Genomic DNA, 15408 nt, shown 5'->3' on the forward strand with positions numbered 1-15408 from the left:
CCCGTCATCCTCCACCACAACCAATCATCGGTTCCCCTCGGAACGTTTCAACACCAAAGCGGCTTCCTGCGAAGGCATGAGGCTTCTTTGTTGTTGATCGGGATCTCCTGATCAATCGGCTGTTCTTTAAAAATTCATAGAGTTGAATCAGCGTTGCTGACGGAAAGAGCTTCATGGCTCACCGTGCCGTCAGCAACTTGAATTTTTGATTGCGTCAATATGAACTTCAATTTCGAGTCAAATCGATTTATGAAGACGGCATAACGCGCCAGGTGAAAGACCTGGCAATTCCTTGATTGACTTTGGTTTCTGTGAAGAAACGTCAAAGTTATAGGGTCAAGTGAATAAGAGCACGTGGTGGATGCCTTGGCGATGATAGGCGACGAAGGACGTGATAGCCTGCGATAAGCTTCGGGGAGCTGGCAAATTAGCTTTGATCCGGAGATTTCCGAATGGGGAAACCCACCGAAAGGTATCGCATGATGAATACATAGTCATGCGAGGCGAACCGGGTGAACTGAAACATCTCAGTAGCTCGAGGAAAAGACATCAACCGAGATTCCGAAAGTAGTGGCGAGCGAAATCGGAAGAGCCTGCTAGTGATAGCACAAGACTTATCAGAACGGCTTGGAAAGGCCGGCCATAGTGGTGACAGCCCCGTACGTTAAAAGACTTGTGTGGTACTGAGCTAGCGAAAAGTAGGGCGGGACACGTGTAATCCTGTCTGAATATGGGGGGACCATCCTCCAAGGCTAAATACTCATCATCGACCGATAGTGAACTAGTACCGTGAGGGAAAGGCGAAAAGAACCCCGGGAGGGGAGTGAAATAGATCCTGAAACCGCGTGCTTACAAAAAGTAGGAGCCCGCAAGGGTGACTGCGTACCTTTTGTATAATGGGTCAGCGACTTACATTCAGTGGCAAGGTTAACCGAATAGGGAAGCCGTAGAGAAATCGAGTCCGAATAGGGCGATCAGTCGCTGGGTGTAGACCCGAAACCAAGTGATCTATCCATGGCCAGGATGAAGGTGCCGTAACAGGTACTGGAGGTCCGAACCGACTAGTGTTGCAAAACTAGCGGATGAGCTGTGGATAGGGGTGAAAGGCTAAACAAACTTGGAAATAGCTGGTTCTCTCCGAAAACTATTTAGGTAGTGCCTCAAGTATTACCTTCGGGGGTAGAGCACTGTTTTGGCTAGGGGGTCATGGCGACTTACCAAACCAAGGCAAACTCCGAATACCGAAGAGTACAGCTTGGGAGACAGAGCACCGGGTGCTAACGTCCGGACTCAAGAGGGAAACAACCCAGACCGCCAGCTAAGGTCCCTAAAATTGGCTAAGTGGGAAACGAAGTGGGAAGGCTAAAACAGTCAGGATGTTGGCTTAGAAGCAGCCATCATTTAAAGAAAGCGTAATAGCTCACTGATCGAGTCGTCCTGCGCGGAAGATGTAACGGGGCTAAGCCAGTTACCGAAGCTGCGGATTTGCAATTTATTGCAAGTGGTAGGAGAGCGTTCTGTAAGCCTGTGAAGGTGCGTTGTAAAGCGTGCTGGAGGTATCAGAAGTGCGAATGCTGACATGAGTAGCGTTAAAGGGGGTGAAAAGCCCCCTCGCCGTAAGCGCAAGGTTTTCTACGCAACGTTCATCGGCGTAGAGTGAGTCGGCCCCTAAGGCGAGGCAGAGATGCGTAGCTGATGGGAAACAGGTCAATATTCCTGTACCGTTATACAGTGCGATGTGGGGACGGATCTTAATAGGTCATCCGGGTGTTGGATATCCCGGTTTAGTTGGATGTAGGCGTGCATTAGGCAAATCCGGTGCACATATACCGAGGCCAACGATCGAGCGAGCTTGCTCGCGAAGTGACTGAACGAGGTTCCAGGAAAAGCCACTAAGCTTCAGCTGTATACGACCGTACCGCAAACCGACACTGGTGCGCGAGATGAGTATTCTAAGGCGCTTGAGAGAACTCAGGAGAAGGAACTCGGCAAATTGACACCGTAACTTCGGAAGAAGGTGTGCCCTATTAGTGTGAAGTGAACAACGGAGCATGAATGGGTTGCAAAAAATCGGTGGCTGCGACTGTTTATTAAAAACACAGCACTCTGCAAACACGAAAGTGGACGTATAGGGTGTGACGCCTGCCCGGTGCTGGAAGATTAAATGATGGGGTGCAAGCTCTTGATTGAAGTCCCAGTAAACGGCGGCCGTAACTATAACGGTCCTAAGGTAGCGAAATTCCTTGTCGGGTAAGTTCCGACCTGCACGAATGGCGTAACGATGGCCACACTGTCTCCTCCTGAGACTCAGCGAAGTTGAAATGTTTGTGATGATGCAATCTCCCCGCGGAAAGACGGAAAGACCCCATGAACCTTTACTGTAGCTTTGTATTGGACTTTGAACAGATCTGTGTAGGATAGGTGGGAGGCTTTGAAGCAGGGTCGCTAGATCTTGTGGAGCCAACGTTGAAATACCACCCTGGTGTGTTTGAGGTTCTAACCTAGGTCCATTATCTGGATCGGGGACAGTGCATGGTAGGCAGTTTGACTGGGGCGGTCTCCTCCCAAAGCGTAACGGAGGAGTTCGAAGGTACGCTAGTTACGGTCGGACATCGTGACGATAGTGCAATGGCATAAGCGTGCTTAACTGCGAGACTGACAAGTCGAGCAGATGCGAAAGCAGGACATAGTGATCCGGTGGTTCTGTATGGAAGGGCCATCGCTCAACGGATAAAAGGTACTCTGGGGATAACAGGCTGATACCGCCCAAGAGTTCATATCGACGGCGGTGTTTGGCACCTCGATGTCGGCTCATCTCATCCTGGGGCTGTAGCCGGTCCCAAGGGTATGGCTGTTCGCCATTTAAAGAGGTACGTGAGCTGGGTTTAAAACGTCGTGAGACAGTTTGGTCCCTATCTTCCGTGGGCGCTGCAGATTTGAGGAAGCCTGCTCCTAGTACGAGAGGACCGGAGTGGACACACCTCTGGTGTATCGGTTGTCACGCCAGTGGCATTGCCGAGTAGCTAAGTGTGGAAGAGATAACCGCTGAAAGCATCTAAGCGGGAAACTCGTTTCAAGATGAGATCTGCCGGGGCCTCGAGCCCCCTGAAGAGTCGTTCAAGACCAGGACGTTGATAGGTCAGGTGTGGAAGCGCAGTAATGCGTTAAGCTAACTGATACTAATTGCTCGTGCGGCTTGACCCTATAACTTTGATCAGTCAGATCAAGGTGTTATGCCAAGTTGACGCATTCAAAATACATTCAAATAACGCCACCGCGCGTGCTGATTCAAAACTCTATGAATTCGCTTGGTTGATCACGTGATCAGCCGGGCAACCGTTTATGCCTGATGACCATAGCGAGTTGGTACCACTCCTTCCCATCCCGAACAGGACAGTGAAACGACTCAGCGCCGATGATAGTGCGGGTTCCCGTGTGAAAGTAGGTCATCGTCAGGCTCTTACAGCCAAAAAAAGCCCCAACCAAACGGTTGGGGCTTTTTTCTTTGCGCATGCAAAAGAAGAAGCAGAAAAAAGCGCCCCCGTTCCCGACAGGGCGCTTTTTTTATTGGCAATTCAATTGCCGATACGCGAGAAGCTGATCAGGCAACTTTGAAGGCGGGCAAATCCACCAGGTGAGGACGTCCGCCCAGCATCCGCGGAAGCGTCTCCGCATTGACTTCGAACGGAACCCCAGGAGCGATCTGGCTGACTTGATCGAGCCGGTCCACCAAGTCCTGCGGCAGCGTCAGGTCGAGTGCCAGAAGGTTGTTGTCGAGCTGCTCCACCGTGCGCGGCCCGATGATCGGAATGATCGATGTGGTGGAAGTCCTTGCCTTGCTGCCGAGCCATGCCAGCGCCACTTCGGCCGGCGAACGCCCGAGCTGCGCGCCCGCATCGATCACGGCATCCACGACGGCCGCGTCGCGTCCGGTCTTCTCGGTTCGAATGACCCGGCCCATGCCCTGCAGCCGGCCCTGCTCACCGTTGCGGTACTTGCCCGTGAGCAGGCCGCCTCCGAGCGGAGACCACACAGCGGCCGCCAGGCCCAGCGCTTCGGCCATCGGCAGCAGCTCCCGGTCGGCGCTGCGTTCGATCAGGCTGTACTCGAACTGCACGCCCGCCAACGGCGACCAGCCGCGCAGCTCCGCCAGCAGATCCGCGCGCGCGACGCGCCAGGCCGGAAAGTTCGAGAAGCCGGCGTAGAGGATCTTGCCTGCGCGCACGAGGTCATCGAGCCCCCGGGAGAATCTCCTCGGTGGGCGTGACGTTGTCAGAGTGATGGACCCACAGCAGATCGACGCGATCCGTCTTGAGCCGTTGCAGGCTCTGCTCGACGGAGTAGACGAGGTTCTTGCGGCTGTTGCCGGTCTTCGCCAAGGTCGGCTCCTTCGCCGCGCCGCCGCTGTACTTGGTCGCCACCACGATGTCGTCGCGGATCGGCGCGATGAGCTCGCCCAGCATGGATTCGGACTGGCCGAACTGGTAGCCGTCGGCGGTGTCGAAGAAATTGCCGCCGGCCTCGAGGTAGCGGTCGAACACCTGGCGCGCCTCGGCATGTTCGGAGCCGTAGCCCCAGCCCGTGCCGAACAGGGCGACACCGAGAGCGAGTTCAGAGACACGGAGGCCGGACTTGCGGCCGAGAAGACGATAGCGCATGGGATTTCTCCTTCGTGGATGGACGATCGATCACTCACCTGGCGCCACCATGTGCGCCTCCTGCATCCCGTTCGCCGCATGGACATCGCGGCCGGGCATCAACAGCCGTGTCAGCACCAGCGCGACCACGGCCACGCCGGCGGCGGACCACGCCGCGGCCGCGAATCCGGTGCCGAATGCATATCGCAACGCGGTTGCGGCGGCCGCGGCCGCGTCGGCCGGAAGCGCCTGCAAGGCGTGCAGCGCCCCCGCCACATCGCCCGCGCTGAAGCGCTTGGCCACGTCCCGCGCCAGCGCGGGCGCCAACGGCCACTGCCGGGCCGTGCGCTCGAAGTCCGCACTGGCCACGGCCACCAGCACCGCGCCCGATCCGGCCACGCCCGCCAGCAGACCGCTGAAGCGCGTGGTGCCGGCCAGCCCCGAGGCCATGCCTGCGCGCTGCGGCAGGATCGCGCCCTGCATGGCCTTGGCCGTCTCGCCGTTGAGCAGGCCGGCGCCGGTGCCCGCGAGCGTCATCGCACAGGCGAAGGCAAGGTAGCCCGCGCCGCCGGTGGCCAACAACGCCATGGCCGCGTTCGCCGTGCCGCTCAGTCCCAGGCCCAGGCAGAGCAACGCGCGCGACGTCCACCCGGCCGTGTAGTGCGCCGCGATGCGCGGCACCAGGAACATGGGCAGCGCGAACGGCAGCATCGAGATGCCGGCGCTGGCGGGTGACAGGCCGAAGGCGTTCTGCAGATACAGCGGCAGATAGAACAGCATCACCTGCGCCCCCCGCCGCGTAGCCCACCATCGCAAAGGCGCTGCCGACGAAGGCCGGTGAGCGCAGCAGCCTGAAGTCGACCATGGGCCTCGACTGCAGGCCCTCGATCACCACGAAGGCCTCGAGCAGCACCACGCCACCGATCAGGCGCCCCAGTACCGCGGCCGAGGTCCAGCCCAGCGCGTTGCCGTCGATGGCCGCCCAGGTCAGCAGGAACAGCGCACCGCTGAAGGTGGCGACGCCGCCATAGTCCAGGCGAACGGCTTCCTTGTCGCGCGACTCCTCCACCACCCGCAGCGTGGCCGCGATCAGCACCACGCCGATCGGCAGGTTGATGAGGAACACCCAGTGCCAGCCGATGGTGCTGGAGATCACGCCGCCGAGGATGGGTCCGCAGGTGATCGCGATGCCGAGGCAGGCGCCCCAGAACGCGTAGGCCCGTGCGCGCGCCGCTCCCTGGAAGCCGTGGTTGATCACCGCCAGAGCCGCCGTCAGCAGCAGGGCCGCGCCGACGCCCTGGAATGCCCGCGACACATTCAGCACCCAGGCGGCCGGCGCCGTGCCGCAGAACAGCGAAGCGCCGACGAAGAGCAGCTGCCCGATCACCATGATGCGTCGCCGGCCGTACCGGTCGCACAGCGAGCCCGCAGCCATCAGCAGGGCCGCGAAGGGCAGCATGTATGCGGTGATCACCCATTGCATGTCCGCGAACTCGGCATGGAGCGTGTGCGCGATGGTGGGCAGGGCAACCGCGACCACGTTGGTGTCGAGCATCACCAGCGAGCACACCATAGAGGCCACCAGCAGGACGGCGCGCTGTCGACGCGAATCCTGCGCGGCGGCAGGGGATGGAGGAAGGGTGCTCATGAATTTAGGGGCATATGCCCATATTCGGGGCCAACAAAAAAGGCGGTGAATGAAAACCCGGAAATCAGGACGCCCGCAAGCTCAGCCGCTCGTCCGCGGCAATGTCCAGCAAGGTGACGCGCAACAGCGCCGCCTCCGCTTCGCCGAACGCCTCGCAGAAGCGGTCCTGCGCGCGCTGCCACAGCGGCTGCGCGCGGGCGACGAGCGCCTGGCCCTTGCGCGTCAGCACCACCTGGCGTTGGCGGCGGTCCGACTCGCCAGGCTGCAGTGCCAGCAGGCCGTCGCGTTCCAGCGGGCGCAGGGTGTGGCCGAGGGCGGAGCGGTCCATCACCAGCGCATCGGCCAGCACCTGCAGGCTCGGCGCCTCGCTGGCGCGCCGGCTCAGCTCCATCAGGATCGAGTACTGCGTGGAGCGCAGCCCCACCGGTGCCAGCGCCTCGTCATAGAGCTGCGTGACGCGGCGCGTGGCCTTGCGCAGCGCGGTGCTGCAGCACATGCCGTGGTGGTGATGGGCGGAGGTCATGCGCAATTATGGGTATATGCCCATAAACCGCGAGGCCGGTAGTGTCTCCGCGCGGGACGCTACCGGCCGTTCACCTCGTCTTCGTCAGAAGGCGCTCTTGACCACGCCGCCGTCCACGCGCAGCGACGCGCCCGTGGTCGCCGACGCCAGCGGGCTCGCCACATAGGCCACGAGCGAAGCCACCTCCTGCGGCGTCGCGAAGCGCTTGATCAGCGAGGTCGGGCGGATCTGCTCGAAGAACTCCGCCTCGACCTGCTCGAAGCTCTTGCTGCTCGAGCGCGCCATGCCCTCGACGAAGTCGCCGACGCCGCGCGATTTCGTCGGACCCGGAAGCACGCTGTTCACCGTGATGTTCGTGCCGGCCACCGATTCCGCGAGCCCGCGCGACACCGCGAGCTGCGCGGTCTTCGTCATGCCGTAGTGGATCATCTCGGTCGGTATCTGCACCGCGCTTTCGCTCGAGATGAAGATGATCCTGCCCCAGTTCGCCCGCTTCATCTCCGGCAGCACCAGGCGCGCGAGCCGCACGCCGCTCAGCACGTTGACGTCGAAGAAGCGCAGCCAATCCTCGTCGGGGATCTCCTCGAAGGCCTTGGCCTCGAAGATGCCGAGGTTGTTGACGAGGATGCCGATGCCGGGGTGACGGTGCACGACCTCCTCGGCGGCGTCGGCGCGGCTGAGGTCCCCGGCGTAGCCGACGACCGTGCCCTGCGTCTGCGAGCGGATGCGCTCCACCGCCTCGTCGACCGATGCCTGCGACCGGCCGTTGACGATGACGCTGGCGCCCTCGCGGGCCAGCGTGTGCGCGATCGCATAGCCGATGCCGGCGGTGCTGCCGCTGACCAGGGCCAGCTTGCCCTTCAGTTGAAGATCCATGTCGATGCTCCTTGTGTCGATGACGAGACGGGTGTCAGCCCACGAAATTGACCAGCGCGGGAATGACCTGGTCGGGCGCCTCTTCCATCAGCCAGTGACCGGACCCCTTGACGATCACGCCCTGCACGTTGGTCGCGACCATCTTGCCCTGTTCGATCAGGAAGGTGCCACCGGCCTTTTCCCCGGAGAGAACCAGCATCGGCATGGGCAGCGGCGTCTTGCCCAGTTCGGCGAACTCGGCCGCGTCCTGCTCGAAGGCCTTGAAGTATTCGAAGCCGGCGCGCATGCCGCCGGGCTGCGCATAGGCCTTGGCATAGAAGCGGCGATCGGCCTCGGGCACCGAGCGCTTGGGGTCGGCCGCGAAGTCGTTCCAGAAATGCTCGAAGTAGATGCGCTCGCGTCCGTGCACCAGCGCCAGCGGCGTCGCGCCGTGGAAATGGAAGTGCCAGAGGTCGCGCAGCAGCCAGACGTTCTGCCATTGGCCGATGCCGGGCAGGAAGGCGTCCATGAGCACCACCTTGTCGGTCTCCGAGGGGAACTGCGCGGCATAGGCGTAGGCCACCATCAGGCCGATGTCGTGGCCGACGATGCTCACGTTGCGGATGCCGAGCGACTTGACGAGCTCGTGGATGTCGACCGCCATGTTCTTCTTGCCGTAGCCGCTCTCGGGCTTCGACGAATTGCCGGCGCCGCGCATATCGGGCACGACCACGGTGTGCGTCTTCGCCAGCAGCGGCATCAGCGGGTTCCACATGTGGCCGGTCTCGGCGTAGCCGTGCAGCAGCACGATGGCCGGCCCGGTGCCGCCGATGCGGTAGTTGATGCGGGTGCCGTTCACCTCGGCGCTGCCGGCGCGGAAGCCCGGTACCGCGTCGACGGCGGGCGCGGCGTGCGCCACCGAGCCGAAGCTCAGCGTGGCGCCGAAGGCGGCGGCGCCGGCGATCAGCGCGCGGCGGGTGGGGGCGGGATGGGTGGTGTTCATGTCTGGGCCTTTCGGTCTGTGTTTGGGGGTGAAGCGAATTTATGATTCAGCTTCACTTCCAGAAAGGCCCCAAAAGTGGTTTACTCATTCAGCTTTCATGAATGATTGGAGCCCCTGGCCATGGACCGATTGCGTGCGTACGAGGTGTTCGTGACCGTGGTCGCGCGCGGCAGCTTCGTCAAGGCGGCCGATGCGCTCGACACCTCCCCGGCCAACGTGACGCGCTACGTCAACGAGCTCGAAGCGCACCTGCGCACGCGGCTGATCAACCGCACTTCGCGCCGGCTGTCGCTCACCGAAGGCGGCGAGGCCCTGTTCGACCGGGCGAAGTCGATCCTCGAGGAGGTGGCCGAGACCGAAGCGCTCGCGACCACCGCGTCGCTGCAGCCGCGCGGGCGCCTGCGCCTCGATGCGCCGCTGAGCTTCGGCAGCCTCGTGCTGGCGCCGCTGTGGCCGAAGTTCATGGCGAAGTACCCCGACGTCGAGCTCGACATCGCCCTCATCGATCGCGTGGTCGACATCGTCGAGGAGGGCTACGACCTGGCCATCCGCATCTCGCGGACCACGTCGGGCAATCACATCGCGCGCCACTTGGGCCGCTCGCAGAACCTCGTGTGCGCCTCGCCCGACTACCTCGCGAAGCACGGCATGCCCGAGGTGCCCGCGGACCTGTCACGGCACCCGTGCCTGGGCTACACCTACGGCGCGACCTCTGACGAGTGGCAGTTCGCCGGTCCCGGCGGAACGCTGGAATCGGTCCGCGTGCGCTGGGCCCTGCGCGCCAACAACGGCCAGACCGCGCGCGCCGCGGCGCTCGCCGGCGCCGGCGTCATCTGGCAGCCGAGCTTCGTCCTCGGCGAGGACGTGCGGGCCGGCCGACTCGTCGAGGTCATGCCGGGCTATCACATGCCTCCCATCGACATCCTCGCGATCTACGCCAGTCGCCGCCATCTCAGCGCGAAGGTGCGGGTGATGGTCGACTTCCTGGTCGACGCCTTCCAGGGGGCGACCCTCTAGCCGCGAGGGTGGCGCTGGTTCATCGCCGACGGCCAACCACCATCGGCCGCTCGTCGCCCGCGCGCGGTCAGGCGCCCACCTTGAAGCGCTCGGCGATGTAGGTGGCCGGCGGCTTGCCGAAGGCCTTCTTGAACATCGTGATGAAGGCGGACGGCGACTCGTAGCCCAGGCCATAGGCCACCTGCTGCACGGTCGCGCCGCCCGAGAGTTCGCGAAGCGCCACGATCATGTGCAACTGGCGCCGCCAGCGGCCGAAGCTCAGGCCGGTCTGCGCCGTGCACAGGCGGGTCAGGGTGCGCTCGCTGGTCCCGGTCTCGGCGGCCCAGTCCTGCAGGGTCCGGCGGTCCGAGGGGTCGAGCGTGATGGCGCGCGAAATCTTTCGAAGCCGCGCGTCCTGCGGCATCGGCAACGAGAAGTCCTCGTTCGGCATCGTGCCGAGCTGATCGAGCAGCACATGCGCGAGCCGGTCGGTCGCGCTGCCGGGCTCGTAGCTTGGCGGCAGTCCGGCGAGGTGCTGGATCATTTCGCTCAGCATGGTGCTGATGGCCAGGGTGCAGCACTTCGTCGGCAAGGCGCCCGTGCCCGGCGCGACGAACAGATAGAAGATCAGCGCGTTCGCCGTGCCGTGGTTGCTGTGCGGCGTGCCGCCCGGAATCCACACGCCCGCCTGCGGCGGCACCATCCACAACGCGCCCGGCACTTCGCACGACACGGCGCCGCGCAGCGCGATGACGAGCTGCCCCATCTGGTGCTGGTGGATCGGGATCTCGCGCGCACGCGCCTCGACGTCCACGCGCAGAGCCATGACCGGCACGGTGAGTTGGTAATCCAGGCCTTCGGGGACGACCTCGGGGCGGGGCATGGTCTCCATGATCGTTGCTGCGAGCCGGCCATTCTCGCTGCGTCGAATTGGGGGCTCTGAATGAAAGGGGCGCACGTTGCGCCGTGGCCGAAAAGAGAAATCGTTCGGCCAGGAATGCAATGTCCGACACGGGCACCGCTGCCTAGCATCGATGCATGCAAAGGATTCGCTTCTCTCGCCCCGAGATGCTCTTCTCCCTCAAGAGCTTCGCGGGCGCCATGCTCGCGCTGTACCTGGCCTGCCGCGCCGGCCTGCCACGGCCCTTCTGGGCCTTCATGACCGCCTACATCGTGGCGCATCCGCTCGCGGGCAACGTGCGCTCCAAGGCGCTCTATCGCTTCGTGGGCACCCTGCTCGGCTGCGCGGCCACGGTGGTGCTGATCCCGTCGCTGTCCGACGCGCCCGAACTGCTGACGCTGGCGCTCGCGCTGTGGACCGGACTGTGCCTCTACCTCTCGCTGCTGGACCGCAGCGCGCGCTCCTATGTCTTCCTGCTGGCGGGCTACTCGGCCGCGCTCATCGGCTTCCCGTTGGTGGAAGCGCCCGCGGCCATGTTCGACACCGCCGTGGCGCGCGTGCAGGAGATCGGGCTGGGCATCCTGGGCGCCAGTCTGGTCCACAGCCTCGTTCTGCCGGCGAGCCTCGCGCCATCGCTGCTGGCCCTGCTCGATCGCGCACTCGGCGACGCGCGCCGTTGGATGAGCGACCTGCTCGGTGACGGCCTCGCCCACGCGGATGGCGCGCGCATGGCCGCGGACCGCCAGCGGCTGGCGCTGGACATCACGCAGCTGCGCCTGCTGTCGACCCATGTGCCCTTCGACACGGGCAACCTGCGCTGGACCGCGGGCGCCCTCCGCGCCATGCAGGACCGCCTCTCGGCGCTCACGCCCACGCTGTCGGCGATCGAGGACCGGCTCGAGGCGCTGAGGGCCGCCGAGGGCGAGGTGCCGGCGGACATCGCCTCGGCGCTCGGGCGGCACGCGGGCTGGATGGCGCCGCAAGGCCTGAGCCTGCCGCCCGCGGCCATCGACGAAGCCTGCGCCACGTTTCGCGCGCTGGCCGATGGGCCGGCGTCGTCACCGTGGATTCGCGCATTGCGCATCGACCTCGCCGTGCGCCTCGAGGAACTGGTGCGCGAATGGCAGGCCTGCATCGCGCTGCGCGCCGACATCGACACCGGCCTCACCGGCGGCGCGCTGCCGTTGCGGCGCACCGCGGCACTCGGCGGAAGAGTGCTGCATCGCGACCGGGGCCTGGCACTGCGCTCGGCCGCGACGGCCGTGCTGGCCACCTGCGCCTGCTGCGCGGTCTGGATCGCCACCGCATGGCCCTCGGGCTCGGCCGCGGCGATGTCGGCCGCCGTCTTCTGCAGCTTCTTCGCGACGATGGACGATCCGGTGCCCGCCATGCACAAGTTCGTCGTCGCCTTGCTGTGGTCGTTGCCGGTGTCGGTGTTCTGCGTGCTGGTGGTGATGCCGCTGGCGCGCGACTTCGGCATGCTGGCGCTGTGCATCGCGCCGTTCTTCCTGCTGGTGGGCTGCTACATCGCGCGGCCCGCCAGTTCGCTCGCGGCACTGGGCATGTTCTTCGGCGTGGCCGGCACGCTCGCCTTGCAGGACACCGCCAGCGCGGACCTGCCGAGCCTGCTCAATTCGAACCTCGCGCTGATCCTGGGCGCGGTGGCCGCGGCGCGCATCACGGCGCTGGTGCGCAGCGTGGGCAGCGACTGGAGTGCCCGGCGCCTACGGCGCGCCACCTCGCTCGATCTGGCCGACCTTGCTGCCCGTCCCCAGGACGCGTCCGCGCGCGACGCCTATGCGGGCCGGATGCTGGACCGCATCGCGCTGCTCGCACCGCGCACGGCACCGGGCGCGGGCGAGGCGGCCCGGGCCGACGCGCGGCTCGCGCTGCGCGACCTGCGCATGGGTGCCGACATCGCGAGCCTGCAGCAGTGGCGCCGCTGCCTTCCCGCCGAAGCCGTCGGCCGCCTGCTCGCGGACGCGGCCCGGGTCTTCCGCGCCCAGGCCACGGGGGCGCCACGGCGCGATGAACCGCTGCTGCCGCAGATCGACCGCCTGCTGCTCGGCGCGCTGCATGGCGATGCCGCGCGGCCTGCCGATGCCGCCATCGCCGCGCTCGTGGGCCTTCGACGCAACCTCTTTCCAGCGGCCCAGTGCGCGCTCCACCCATGATCGAAACGAGTTTCCACGGTGTGTATCTGCCGGGGCTGATGCTGCTGGCCGGCGGCGCGCTGGCGTGTTCCTGGGCGCTGCGCCGCCTGCTGTCGCGGGCCGGCGTCTACCGCTGGGTATGGCACCCGGCCCTGTTCGACCTGGCGGTGTACGTGCTGCTGCTCTTCGCCCTGGCCCGTTTCACCGGCGTCTTCGCCACCTGATCTCCGCGCTTCGCACTCCCTTCCTTCTCCATGAAACCTGACGCCATTCCCTTTCCCGCCTGGGCCCGCCGCGGCATCCGGCTGCTCGTCACCCTGGCGTCCGTCGCGGCGGCCTGCTGGGCCGCCTGGCAACTGTGGGACCACTACGAGCTGGCCCCCTGGACCCGCAACGGACGCGTGCGCGCCGAGGTCGTGCAGGTCGCGCCCGACGTGTCCGGCCTGGTGACCGATGTCGCGGTGCGCGACAACCAGTTCGTCGCCGCCGGCGCGCCACTGTTCTCGCTGGACAAGGCCCGTTTCGAACTGGCCGTGCAGCAGGCCGAGGCGGCCGTTGCCGCGCAGGCCGTCGCGCTCGACAACCAGCGCATCCTCATCGCGCAGGCACAGCGCGAGAACAACCGCAACGCGGGCCTGGGCGAGCTGGTCTCGCAGGAGCTTCGCGAGCAGTCGCGCGCGCGGCTGGACCAGGCGAACGGCACGCTGCGCGCGGCCGAGGTGGCGCTGCGGCAGGCGCAGGTCGCGCTAGACACCGCACGGCTCAATCTGCGCCGCACGCAGGTGCATGCCCCCGCCGACGGCCTCGTGACCAACCTCGACCTGCGGCAAGGCGCCTATGCGAGCGCCGGCCATCCGGTGATGGCGCTGGTGGATGCGGGGTCGGTCTACGTCGAAGGCTATTTCGAGGAGAACAAGCTGCCGCGCATCCACCTGGGCGACCGCGTGCGCGTGACGCCGATGGACGCCGACGCGCTCGAAGGCACCGTGGAGAGCATCGCGGCCGGCATCGCCGATCGCGATCGCAGCACCGGCGCCAACCTGCTTCCCAGCGTGAACCCGACCTTCAACTGGGTGCGGCTCGCGCAGCGCGTGCCCGTGCGCGTGAAGCTCGACGCGATACCGGCGGGCACGCGGCTGGTCACGGGCCAGACGGTCACGGTGCAGGTGCTCGGTACATCGGCGGCGCCGGAGGCTGCGGCCGCGGCGCGCCGCTCGGAGCTTCCGGGATGAGCCGCCTTCATCGGTGCCTGATCGCCGTCGCGGCGGCCGCGTGCCTCGCCGGTTGCGCGCACTCGCCCGTCGGCCCCGACTACGTCGCGCCGGCCGCGCTCTCGCCCGCGCAGGCGGCCTCCGCGGGACCGTTCCTGTCGGCCAATGGCAACGCGGCGGACGCGGCCCTGCCGCCGAACTGGTGGCAGCTCTACCAGGACCCGCAGCTCGATGCGCTGGTCGCGCGGGCCTTCGCGCACAACGCCGACCTGCGTCAGGCCGTCGCCAGCTTCGAGCGCGACCAGGCGCTCGAGGCCGAGGTGCGCGCGCCGGAGCGTCCGACGCTGGCCCTGAGCGGCGGCCCCGGCTTCGGCCATGTCTCGGGCTGACGCTCGTGCAGAAGGACTACGAACCGCCGAGCCGCTTCACCTATGGCATGGGTGCGAACCTGTCCTACCAGCTCGACCTGTTCGGCCAGCTGCGCCGCGCCATCGAAGCGGCCGAGGCCGGCAGCGGCGCGGCACAGGCCGCCGTCGACCTGGTGCGCGTGAACGTCGCCGGCGGCACCGCCCGGGCCTACGCCGAGGCCTGCGCCACCGGCTTGCGTTTGCGCAGCGCCCACGAGTCGGTGCGGCTGCAGGAGGAGGCCGTACGGCTCGCGCAGCGGCTGCAGCAGGCCGGCAGGGTGGGGCCCATCGACACCGCGCGCGCACGCGGCCAGCTCGAACTGCTGCGCGCCGCGCTGCCGCCGCTGCAGGCGCAGCGCCAGAACGCGCTGTACCGCCTGGCCACGCTCACGGGCGAGGCCCCGCGCGACTTCCTGGCCCCGGTGGCCGCGTGCGACAGCCCGCCGCGCGTGACGGGCCCGCTGCCCGTGGGCGATGGTGCAAGCCTGCTGCGTCGCCGGCCCGACGTGCGCCAGGCCGAGCGCAACCTGGCGGCCGCCACCGCCCGCATCGGCGTGGCGACCGCCGAGCTCTACCCCAAGGTCGTGCTGGGTCTGTCGGCCGGTTCGGCCGGCTTCATGGACCGGTTCGGCAACCGCGAGTCGTTCAGCTACAGCCTGGGCCCGCTGATCAGCTGGACGCTGCCCACCAACGGTGTGGCCCGCGCGCGCATCGCGCAGGCCGAGGCCGCCACGCGGCAGGCCACCGCCCGCTTCGATGCCACCGTGCTCACGGCGCTGCGCGAGGTCGAGAGCGCTCTCGAGTCCTACGCCCGCGAACTGGACCGGCATGCGGCGCTGGCGGCCGCGCGCGACCAGAGCGCCGTCGTCGCGGCGCAGGCACGCGCGCTCTACGTCAACGGCAAGACCGCGCAGCTCGACGCACTCGACGCCATGCGCACGCTGGCGGCCAGCGAGGCCGCGCTGGCGGCATCGGAGGCCCGGCTCGCGGACGGCCAGTTCGCCGTGTTCATGGCGCTCGGCGGCGGCTGGGAAGGCGAAGGACAGGACCGGCTCGCGAAGGCTTCGCCCTAGG

11 protein-coding genes, 1 tRNA gene, 2 rRNA genes and 2 pseudogenes (1 of these 16 only partly in view) are annotated in these 15408 nt (G+C 65.8%); 8 read left to right on the forward strand and 8 right to left on the reverse strand.

From position 1 onward, the window contains the following. The 3 genes from ACHMXE_RS09290 to rrf all read left to right on the forward strand — a co-directional run. Positions 1-17: transfer RNA gene (locus ACHMXE_RS09290), tRNA-Ala, on the forward strand (it extends 59 nt beyond the left edge of the window). A gap of 317 nt (positions 18-334) precedes the next feature. Beyond that, positions 335-3204: ribosomal RNA gene (locus tag ACHMXE_RS09295) — 23S ribosomal RNA — on the forward strand. 141 nt (positions 3205-3345) lie between these two features. Beyond that, positions 3346-3458 (forward strand): 5S ribosomal RNA (gene rrf / locus ACHMXE_RS09300). A gap of 143 nt (positions 3459-3601) precedes the next feature. Here rrf and ACHMXE_RS09305 read toward each other — a convergent pair. From ACHMXE_RS09305 to ACHMXE_RS09335, 7 genes and pseudogenes are all read right to left on the reverse strand, one after another. Further along, on the reverse strand, positions 3602-4225 hold the full coding sequence (locus tag ACHMXE_RS09305; RefSeq protein WP_395345802.1) for an aldo/keto reductase: 624 nt from the start codon (positions 4223-4225) through the stop codon (positions 3602-3604). 4 nt (positions 4226-4229) lie between these two features. Continuing rightward, on the reverse strand, positions 4230-4658 hold the full coding sequence (locus ACHMXE_RS09310) for an aldo/keto reductase (protein ID WP_395345803.1): 429 nt from the start codon (positions 4656-4658) through the stop codon (positions 4230-4232). Positions 4659-4688: 30 nt separating this feature from the next. Then, entirely contained in the window at positions 4689-5417 is a 729-nt protein-coding gene (locus tag ACHMXE_RS09315) for a hypothetical protein (RefSeq protein ID WP_395347463.1), read from the reverse strand. A gap of 25 nt (positions 5418-5442) precedes the next feature. Then, positions 5443-6285 (reverse strand): annotated as a pseudogene (locus ACHMXE_RS09320) (MFS transporter); the annotation flags it as partial. 64 nt (positions 6286-6349) lie between these two features. Continuing rightward, a complete protein-coding gene (locus tag ACHMXE_RS09325; protein ID WP_395345804.1) occupies positions 6350-6808 on the reverse strand; it encodes a MarR family winged helix-turn-helix transcriptional regulator in 459 nt (152 codons plus the stop codon). A gap of 84 nt (positions 6809-6892) precedes the next feature. Further along, positions 6893-7684: an SDR family NAD(P)-dependent oxidoreductase gene (locus tag ACHMXE_RS09330; protein ID WP_395345805.1), complete on the reverse strand. Its 792-nt coding sequence runs from the start codon at positions 7682-7684 to the stop codon at positions 6893-6895. 34 nt (positions 7685-7718) lie between these two features. Beyond that, positions 7719-8666: an alpha/beta fold hydrolase gene (locus ACHMXE_RS09335; protein WP_395345806.1), complete on the reverse strand. Its 948-nt coding sequence runs from the start codon at positions 8664-8666 to the stop codon at positions 7719-7721. Positions 8667-8786: 120 nt separating this feature from the next. Here ACHMXE_RS09335 and ACHMXE_RS09340 point away from each other — a divergent pair, with 120 nt between their 5' ends. Then, positions 8787-9683, forward strand: a complete 897-nt coding sequence (locus tag ACHMXE_RS09340) for a LysR family transcriptional regulator (RefSeq protein ID WP_395345807.1) — start codon at positions 8787-8789, stop codon at positions 9681-9683. A 67-nt stretch (positions 9684-9750) separates the two neighbouring features. On the opposite strand, the gene ACHMXE_RS09345 is transcribed toward ACHMXE_RS09340, so the two are convergent. Next, a complete protein-coding gene (locus tag ACHMXE_RS09345) occupies positions 9751-10554 on the reverse strand; it encodes a helix-turn-helix domain-containing protein (RefSeq protein ID WP_395345808.1) in 804 nt (267 codons plus the stop codon). Positions 10555-10730: 176 nt separating this feature from the next. Between ACHMXE_RS09345 and ACHMXE_RS09350 the strand changes: the two genes are divergently transcribed. The 4 genes and pseudogenes from ACHMXE_RS09350 to ACHMXE_RS09365 all read left to right on the forward strand — a co-directional run bounded on the left by ACHMXE_RS09350 (position 10731) and on the right by ACHMXE_RS09365 (position 15407). After that, positions 10731-12737 (forward strand): FUSC family protein, encoded by a 2007-nt coding sequence (locus ACHMXE_RS09350; RefSeq protein WP_395345809.1) that lies wholly within the window; start codon positions 10731-10733, stop codon positions 12735-12737. Continuing rightward, positions 12734-12940 (forward strand): DUF1656 domain-containing protein, encoded by a 207-nt coding sequence (locus ACHMXE_RS09355; RefSeq protein WP_203207753.1) that lies wholly within the window; start codon positions 12734-12736, stop codon positions 12938-12940. The genes ACHMXE_RS09350 and ACHMXE_RS09355 overlap by 4 nt, the downstream gene beginning before the upstream one ends. Before the next feature lie 30 nt (positions 12941-12970). Then, entirely contained in the window at positions 12971-13948 is a 978-nt protein-coding gene (locus tag ACHMXE_RS09360) for an HlyD family secretion protein (protein ID WP_203207752.1), read from the forward strand. Beyond that, positions 13945-15407: pseudogene (locus tag ACHMXE_RS09365) on the forward strand (efflux transporter outer membrane subunit). Before ACHMXE_RS09360 ends, ACHMXE_RS09365 begins: the two are co-directional and overlap by 4 nt. Position 15408: the final 1 nt, after the last annotated feature.

This window comes from Variovorax sp. UC122_21 (assembly GCF_044056785.1).
GTDB lineage: Bacteria > Pseudomonadota > Gammaproteobacteria > Burkholderiales > Burkholderiaceae_C > Variovorax.

Coding starts and splice junctions, on each gene's coding strand:
- ACHMXE_RS09310 (WP_395345803.1), bottom strand. CDS start 4,658: ATGCGCTATCGTCTTCTCGGCCGCAAGTCCGGCCTCCGTGTCTCTGAA.
- ACHMXE_RS09315 (WP_395347463.1), bottom strand. CDS start 5,417: ATGCTGTTCTATCTGCCGCTGTATCTGCAGAACGCCTTCGGCCTGTCA.
- ACHMXE_RS09325 (WP_395345804.1), bottom strand. CDS start 6,808: ATGACCTCCGCCCATCACCACCACGGCATGTGCTGCAGCACCGCGCTG.
- ACHMXE_RS09330 (WP_395345805.1), bottom strand. CDS start 7,684: ATGGATCTTCAACTGAAGGGCAAGCTGGCCCTGGTCAGCGGCAGCACC.
- ACHMXE_RS09335 (WP_395345806.1), bottom strand. CDS start 8,666: ATGAACACCACCCATCCCGCCCCCACCCGCCGCGCGCTGATCGCCGGC.
- ACHMXE_RS09340 (WP_395345807.1), top strand. CDS start 8,787: ATGGACCGATTGCGTGCGTACGAGGTGTTCGTGACCGTGGTCGCGCGC.
- ACHMXE_RS09345 (WP_395345808.1), bottom strand. CDS start 10,554: ATGGAGACCATGCCCCGCCCCGAGGTCGTCCCCGAAGGCCTGGATTAC.
- ACHMXE_RS09350 (WP_395345809.1), top strand. CDS start 10,731: ATGCTCTTCTCCCTCAAGAGCTTCGCGGGCGCCATGCTCGCGCTGTAC.
- ACHMXE_RS09355 (WP_203207753.1), top strand. CDS start 12,734: ATGATCGAAACGAGTTTCCACGGTGTGTATCTGCCGGGGCTGATGCTG.
- ACHMXE_RS09360 (WP_203207752.1), top strand. CDS start 12,971: ATGAAACCTGACGCCATTCCCTTTCCCGCCTGGGCCCGCCGCGGCATC.